The following is a 6,865-nucleotide window of genomic DNA, read 5'->3' on the forward strand; positions in this document are numbered from 1 at the left end:
CCGGTGTCGACCCGGAGACCCGGCGCCGGGCACGTCAGTGATCCTGCTACCTCGAGTGCGCTCGAGGTCAATACTGTGTGGCGCGGGCCATGGTCGGACCGGCGCATCCGTCGGGTACCGGACTCGGCCACAGCCCGCACGAATGAATATGCGGCCGTGGCGTTCCCGGGCTCAGGTGCCCACTCGGTGCAGGCAGATACTCTTATCCGGGCTCTGGCAAATGATCTCGTCGATCTCTCGGTGCAATTGTCGCTGCGGTGCGCAGACGCCGCAATCGACCGTGTTGCGGACCGTATTCACTTGGAACGCAACGGGAGTGGTGCAAGCAACCTTGCCGACCTTTCTTCCAAGAGCCACTGATCGATCCCGGTGAAACTGTCCGAGGCGTTTCGGCCGATCGAATCAGCCGACGCCGAGCTGGTCACCGGCGCCGCGCAGCGGACGGGCGCTGTCCCGCAGTGCTTTCGCCACGATGTCGTCGACATCGGCATCGTCGTAGTCGGCGGGCAGACTCAGCTCGAGCGCGTCGAACAGCTCGCGGACCTCGGCGACGCCGGGTTGTTCCGCCAGCTGGACCGTCAGCGCCCGGTCGATCGGCACCCGCCGGGACTCGGCGAAGCTGGTCCGCAGCTCGATGCTCCACGAGTCGTAGTACGGCCTGCCGCGCTCGATGATCATCGCCGGAAACCGCGGACCGCGCTGCGTCACAATGAGATAGCGCGACGACAGATCCCATCGGAACATCGAAACGCTCGAGGTGAGTCCGATCTCGATGTCGAGCAGATGGGGCAGGCGCTGCTTGTGCCAACATGCCGAGAGGATGGTGGCGTACAGTTCGATCTGGGTGCCCTTGCCTGTCCATGTGCGTGCGTCGTCCTCGGCGCCCTCGGCCAGGGAACGGTAGAGCGCGGCGTACCTGTCGCACAACTCCACGTTCGTCGGGTCGAGTATCTCCATGCGCACGAGCAGTTCTCGACGGTCGTGGAGCGCTTGCCGCACGCAGTCGGGCAGAGTGACCACCCGCGTGTGCGCGCCGGTGCCGCCCTTGAAGATCCAGCGGTCGGTGCCCGTCCTGGCCTGCGCCAGCACGTCCGATACTTCGTTGCCGAGCGCGAATCGGACCGCGGCCAGACCGTCCAGCGTGCGTTGCGTGCTGGTCAGCAGTTCGTCGATGGTGGCTGTGCGGTCCAGACGTTCGTGCAGTTGGTGCAACGTGTCGGCGACACCGGCAACGGTCTGTTCGATCTTCTCGTTCACCGACTCCTGGCGCCAGCGGTCGCGCAGCATCGCGAAGGCGACAACGCCGAGTGTCAACGGAATCACCTTGCCGACAAGGTCGGCCGGAATGATGTCGACAATTCCCAGCACACTCATCGTGACCGCTAGGACGATGGCGACCACGCTCTCGGCATTGTTCTTGGCCCATATGAGATTGGCCTTGATCTGCGCCCCGAAACCCATGTCGGCGTCCCCTTTCGCGCCACCCGACGACCGGCGTCGTCGCCTCGGACGCGCATTACGGTACTGGCCATGCGCCCGGCGGGCTTATCGTTCGCGCGATCCGGTGCCCACGCTGCGCCGTTGGCGCACAGGACTTCTCCGGTAACCGCGCTGGACCCGGCCGGGTGCGCCTATCCTGGTGGAAACACAGGGGAGGGCGGTGCATGGCACGGCTGCTGAGCTGGCTGCGGACCAACATCGACGGCGTGGTCGCATTGGTGCTCGCCTTGGTTGTCGGAGTTCTCGCGGTGCTCGATTTGATCGACATCGACCAGGTGAACGCCGTCGTGCTGTTGGTACTCGGTCTGCTGGCGACCACATTGCTGCGCGACCGGCATCTTTCGGCGCAGGCGGTGCGCGACGCGACATCGGTGCGGTTGCTCTACGGCCCCGAGATCGGGCACGCGCACACCTTGGCCCGTCGCGACACCGAGCAGTGGATCTTCAAGGGCGGCACCGGAACCTACATCCGGGCCGTCACTCTGCGCGCCTGTGTGGAGAACGCCCGGCGCGAACAACGGCCGCTGCGTATGCAATTGGAGATCCTCGACCCGACCAACGAGCCGCTGTGCAAGACCTACGCGCAGTTCCGCTCCTCGCTCACGCCGGAGGCCGACCGCACCGGTGAGCAGTGGACCACCGACCGCACCCGCAAGGAGGCGTTCGCGACGGTGCTGGCCGCCTGCTGGTACCGGCAGCGGTTCACCTTCCTGACCATCGATGTCGGGCTCTCCTCGGTGATGACCACCTTCCGCTGGGACCTTTCCTCGAGCTGCGTCATCGTCACCCAGGACAACCCGAACACCCCCGCGCTGATGTTCGAGCGCGACAAGCCCTACTACCGCGATTTCAACCGCGAGTTGGTGGCCAGTTTCAAGCAGACCCGCCAGGTCCCGCTGAGCCGCAGCGAGGAATTGGCGCTGGCCGACGAGCCCTCCGTCGATCAGACGCGGGCCCTGTTCGACACGCTCGACCTTCCCCTGCCCACCTCCTACACCGACCGCGACGTGGCCGATGTCGTGCGCCGAGCGCTGCAGCCGAGGAACCCGTACTGATGAACGCCTACGCCGAAGTCCGCTCCCTGATCGCCGCCGATCGCGCGGGGACCGCGGTACGCGGCTGGGCGCGCGACTATCTCGCGGATCTGCTCGAGGGCCGCACGGCGGTGGCCGCGGTGCGACATCCTTTGGGATTCGCGTGTTTTCCCGTCTGGCGCGGTGACACACTCGGGGTGTGTCTGCACGTCTGGAGCCCGGACGCGCGGCCACATCCGACGACGTCGACGATGCACGCGCACAGCTGGGACCTGGTGAGCAGCGTGCTGTACGGCACGGTGATCAACGAGATCGTCGAGGCGACCGCCGACGCGCGGCCGACCCACCGGATCTTCGAGGTGCACAGCGGCGCCGGGGGCGATCTGGTGCGCGCGACGCCGCGGCTGGCCGGTTACCGCGTGCGGTCCAGGGAATTCTTCCGGGAGGGCGACGTGTACACGCTGCGCCACGGCGTGTTCCACGTGTCCGATGTGCCCGGCGCCGCGGCCACCCTTGTACTCGGCGAGTACCGGCCAGGCGAACCGGATCTGTCGCTCGGCGCGCTGGGCGGCGAGGATCATTGGGTGCACCGCGTCACGTGCACGGAGGCGGAGACGGGTGCGCTGGCACGTGCCGTCCTGGACCGATTGACCGACCAGTCCCTGCCCGAAGACCTGGAGGAGCGATGCGATCCGGCAACACCGTGAACGCCGCGCCGCACGACGCCGTCGTAGCCCTCGCCGCCGAGATCGCGATCGCCGCGGCCGCCGAGGCGGGGCTCGGGATCCGCGCGGGACTGAGCGGCGCGCTGGAGGTGCGTCCCAAGGGCGGCTCCGGCGATCTGGTCACCTCGCTCGACCTGCGCTCCGAGGCCATCATCGTGGGCAGACTGCGCCGCGCGTTCCCCGACCACCGCATCCTGGCCGAGGAGTCCGGTCTGCTCGACGGCGCCGACGAGGCCTGGTGCTGGGTGGTCGACCCGCTCGACGGCACCAACAACATCGCCGTCGGCCTGCCGGTGTATTCCATCGGAATCGCGTTGTGCCACTTCGGCGTTCCGGTCTTCGGCGTGGTGCACGAGCCGACCACGGGGCGCACCTGGTCGGCCATACGCGGACACGGCGCGAGGGGGCCGAACGGTCCGCTGCGTCGGCGCCGGACATCCCCGCCGCTCGCCGGGCCGACCTTGGCCTGGCTTCAGGGCTATCCGGTCGCCCGCACGGACCCGACGGCCCGCGCGCTGCGCCTCACCCTGGAGTCCGGCGCACGGCGGCTCATCCAGCTGTGGTCGCCGCTGCTGTGCTGGATCATGCTGAGCCGCGGTGATATCGACGGATTCGTCGGTTATCGCGCCGGCGTGGTCGACCTGCCCGCGGGCAGTCTCATCGCGCGGGAATCCGGTATCACCCTCACCGGTTTCGACGGCGCCCCGCTCGACGACCGGATCGATCCGGTCGGGCAGGAAGTCAGCTTCCTCGCCGCGCGGCCTGACCTGCTTTCCGACCTGACTCTGCTGGTGAAGTCGGCGGCCGATGTCACCGTGAGCGGTCTCGGCGGACCCGCCATTCCGATCAGCCGGTGATCAGCAGCGCGGCGACCGCGCCCGTGTTGGCCAGCAGCGCGAGACCGAGACCGGTCAGGACGAAGCGAGTCATCGGCACGCGCACGCCGTGCGTACGGCAGAACTCGAGGCAGAGCAGCGTGGCCAGCGACGCCCACGGGGCGACGACCGGGCCGACGTTGGTGCCGATCAACAGGGCGAGCAGCTGATCACCGTTCCCGGGCGGAACCACCGCCTCGCCCGCGGTGTAGGCGGGCAGGTTGTTGGCGACGTTGGACAGCGCCGCCCCCGCCGCCGCGGCGCGGAAGGCGCCCGCCGCGCCCGCGTCGTCGCCGATCAGCGCGTGCATCACGTCGGAGAGGCCGAGGCGGCTCAGCGTCGGCACCACCAGGAACAGCCCGACCACGAAAACCAGGAGCTGCCAAGGAATCAGCGAGAAGCGCAGCGCCGAACGGTCGAGCAGCGCGAAGGCGGTGACCGCGATCGCCGCGGCCACCACCGCCGCGATGCCGATGCTCTCGCCGAGGATCGGGATGGCGACGATGAACAACAGGCACGCGCCGGCCGTCGCGTAGAGAAGCGCGCGTTCCTTCGCGTCGCGCGGGCGGACCGGCTCCGGTGGCATGTAGCGGTCGCTGCCCCGCCGGCCGCGTCGCCAGAACCAGATCCACAGGCACAGCATCGTGGCCGCGATCGAAACGAGCTGCGGCGCCCACATTCTGGCCGCGAATTCGGTGGCGTGCAGCGCCACCCGGTCGGCGGCGAGCAGATTGGTCAGGTTCGAGACCGGAAGCAGCAGGCTCGCGGTGTTGGCCAGCCACAGCGTGGTCATCGCCAGCGGGAGCGGGGGGATGCGGGCCGGTGCGGCGAGCGCCAGCATCACCGGTGTCAGCAGCACCGCGGTGGTGTCCAGATTGAGCAGAATGGTCGTCGCCGAGGCGAACAGCACGCACAATGCGAACAGCGCCAGGTAGTTCCCGCGCCCGAGGATCGCCAGACGGTGCGCGATGACGTCGAAAACCTTCGCCTGTCGCGTCAATTCGGCCAGCACGATGACGCTGCCGAGGAACAGCAGCAGCGGACCGATGCGCCGCATGTTCTCGGCAGCCTCGTCCCGAGGCAGCAGACCGGTGAGCACGCACAGCAGCCCGGCGGCCAACAGGCCGAGCCGCACCCAATCCAGCACGCTGATGTTTCGGAGGCCGAGCCCCTTGCGCGGGCGGTCCGGCGCCGCCGCATCGGTCGACGACGTAGGGCGCGGCGCGGAGTCGACGTGATCGGGCACGTAACTCATGATGGCATCCGGCGCGCCGCGGCACCCGTATCCGCGCCGTGCTCCGATCGGCCCAAGCGCTAGCGCTCACGATGTGATGCCCACCGTGCCAGTCGTTTTCGGCACCCGGTGCCGGTAGCGACGGGGCATACTGGAGACGTGGCAGAGCAGGGGCGGGCACGCGACTTCTTCATCAGCTACTCCCCTGCGGACGGTCGGTGGGCGACCTGGCTGGCCTGGCAGCTGGAGACCGCCGGGTATCGAACCCTCATCCAGGCCTGGGATTTCGTCCCGGGGACGAACTTCATCGACTTCATGGATCGAGGAGTGCGCGAGTCGACGGTGGTCATCGCCGTGCTCTCGGACAACTACCTGAATTCGCGTTACGGAACCATGGAGTGGCAGGCCGCCTTCCGCACCGACCCCGGCAAGCTGCTGCCGGTGCGGATCGCCGACTGCGCGCTGGAGGGCCTGCTCGCCACCCTCACCTACCTGGACCTGCTGAACGTCACGACGGCCGAGGAGGCGCGCCGGACGCTGCTGGAACGGGTCGCGGAAATGCTCGCGGGCCGGGCCAAGCCGCGGATCGAGCCCGGTTTCCCGCACGACGGTCACGCGGCACTGCCCGCGCTCGCCGACGAGGAGCACCACGGCACGGTCGAATCCGCGCTCGGCCGCCGGACTCCCGTTGCGGCCCCGCCCTTTCCCGGTGGTGCGCGGGAGGAACGCCGCGAGGGCGTGAGTGTGCTGCACGTGGCGGGCCCGCGCTTCGGCCGCGGCCTGTTCGGGCGCGACGAACCGGCCACCGCGCGCGAGCTCCAGTCCAGGATCTGGGCGAACGTGACGCACCTCGTCGACCGCGGCGCGCCGCGACCCGACCTGATCGTGGTGAGCGGAGATCTGACCGAATCCGGGCGGCCGCGCGAGGTGGACGAGGCGCTGTCGTTTCTCACGGGGCTGCGGGTGCTGCTCGGCCTCGAGCCCGACCGGCTGATCGTGGTGCCTGGCAACCACGACGTGTCGAAGGTGGCCTGTCACGCCTACTTCCTGCATTGCGAGGCGCGCGAGCGCACCCCGCAGCCTCCGTACTTTCCCAAGCTCGAGCAGTTCGCGCGCCTGTTCGGCGAGTTGTACCAGGGGCTCGATCACTTGGTGTTCGACGTCGGGCAGCCGTGGACGCTGTTCCCTGTTCCCGAACTGCGGGTGGTGGTCGCCGGTCTGAACTCGACCATGGCCGCGACCCACCGCGCCGAGGACGACTACGGCAGCATCGGCGAACCGCAGGCCGCCTGGTTCGCCGAACGACTGCGCGCCTTCGAGGAACTGGGCTGGCTGCGCGTCGGCGTGCTGCGGCACGATCCGGTGCCGGGCTCCGCGGCGGCACCGCACGATCCGGCGCTGCTGCGCGACGCCGACACGCTGTCCCGGCTGCTCGGCGGCCGGTTGCATCTGCTGCTGCACGGCCCAGGCCCCGGCGGACGGCACCTGGATCGGCTC

The 6,865-nt window shown here is 68.9% G+C and carries 6 protein-coding genes; 4 read left to right on the forward strand and 2 right to left on the reverse strand.

The annotated features are described in order from the left end of the window. Nucleotides 1–402: 402 nt before the first annotated feature. The gene (locus NX1_RS26580; RefSeq protein WP_068064740.1) at nt 403–1,461 is read right to left on the reverse strand and encodes a hypothetical protein; all 1,059 of its coding nucleotides are present in this window, start codon (nt 1,459–1,461) and stop codon (nt 403–405) included. 203 nt (nt 1,462–1,664) lie between these two features. On the opposite strand from NX1_RS26580, the gene NX1_RS26585 reads away from it, so the two are divergent. The 3 genes from NX1_RS26585 to NX1_RS26595 are packed head-to-tail and all read left to right on the forward strand — an operon-like array spanning nt 1,665 to nt 4,116. Continuing rightward, nucleotides 1,665–2,555, forward strand: a complete 891-nt coding sequence (locus tag NX1_RS26585; protein WP_068064743.1) for a hypothetical protein — start codon at nt 1,665–1,667, stop codon at nt 2,553–2,555. Next, nucleotides 2,555–3,241 carry a hypothetical protein gene (locus tag NX1_RS26590; protein WP_068064746.1) on the forward strand — a complete coding sequence of 229 codons (687 nt, stop codon included), beginning with the start codon at nt 2,555–2,557 and terminating at the stop codon, nt 3,239–3,241. The genes NX1_RS26585 and NX1_RS26590 overlap by 1 nt, the downstream gene beginning before the upstream one ends. Continuing rightward, nucleotides 3,220–4,116 (forward strand): inositol monophosphatase family protein, encoded by an 897-nt coding sequence (locus NX1_RS26595; protein WP_068064749.1) that lies wholly within the window; start codon nt 3,220–3,222, stop codon nt 4,114–4,116. Before NX1_RS26590 ends, NX1_RS26595 begins: the two co-directional genes overlap by 22 nt. Here NX1_RS26595 and NX1_RS26600 read toward each other — a convergent pair. After that, nucleotides 4,106–5,389, reverse strand: coding sequence for an SLC13 family permease (locus tag NX1_RS26600; RefSeq protein WP_068064752.1), 1,284 nt, complete (start codon nt 5,387–5,389; stop codon nt 4,106–4,108). The two genes, NX1_RS26595 and NX1_RS26600, sit on opposite strands and share 11 nt — an antisense overlap. Before the next feature lie 138 nt (nt 5,390–5,527). Here NX1_RS26600 and NX1_RS26605 point away from each other — a divergent pair. Beyond that, nucleotides 5,528–6,865: TIR domain-containing protein (locus NX1_RS26605; RefSeq protein ID WP_157120082.1), on the forward strand; the 1,338-nt coding region annotated here is incomplete at its 3' end.

Source organism: Nocardia xishanensis NBRC 101358, assembly GCF_001613365.1.
GTDB lineage: Bacteria > Actinomycetota > Actinomycetes > Mycobacteriales > Mycobacteriaceae > Nocardia > Nocardia xishanensis.

Excerpts from the sequence above, each read along its gene's own strand:
- NX1_RS26600 (WP_068064752.1), bottom strand. The coding sequence starts at position 5,389 with ATGAGTTACGTGCCCGATCACGTCGACTCCGCGCCGCGCCCTACGTCG.
- NX1_RS26595 (WP_068064749.1), top strand. The coding sequence starts at position 3,220 with ATGCGATCCGGCAACACCGTGAACGCCGCGCCGCACGACGCCGTCGTA.
- NX1_RS26580 (WP_068064740.1), bottom strand. The coding sequence starts at position 1,461 with ATGGGTTTCGGGGCGCAGATCAAGGCCAATCTCATATGGGCCAAGAAC.
- NX1_RS26585 (WP_068064743.1), top strand. The coding sequence starts at position 1,665 with ATGGCACGGCTGCTGAGCTGGCTGCGGACCAACATCGACGGCGTGGTC.
- NX1_RS26590 (WP_068064746.1), top strand. The coding sequence starts at position 2,555 with ATGAACGCCTACGCCGAAGTCCGCTCCCTGATCGCCGCCGATCGCGCG.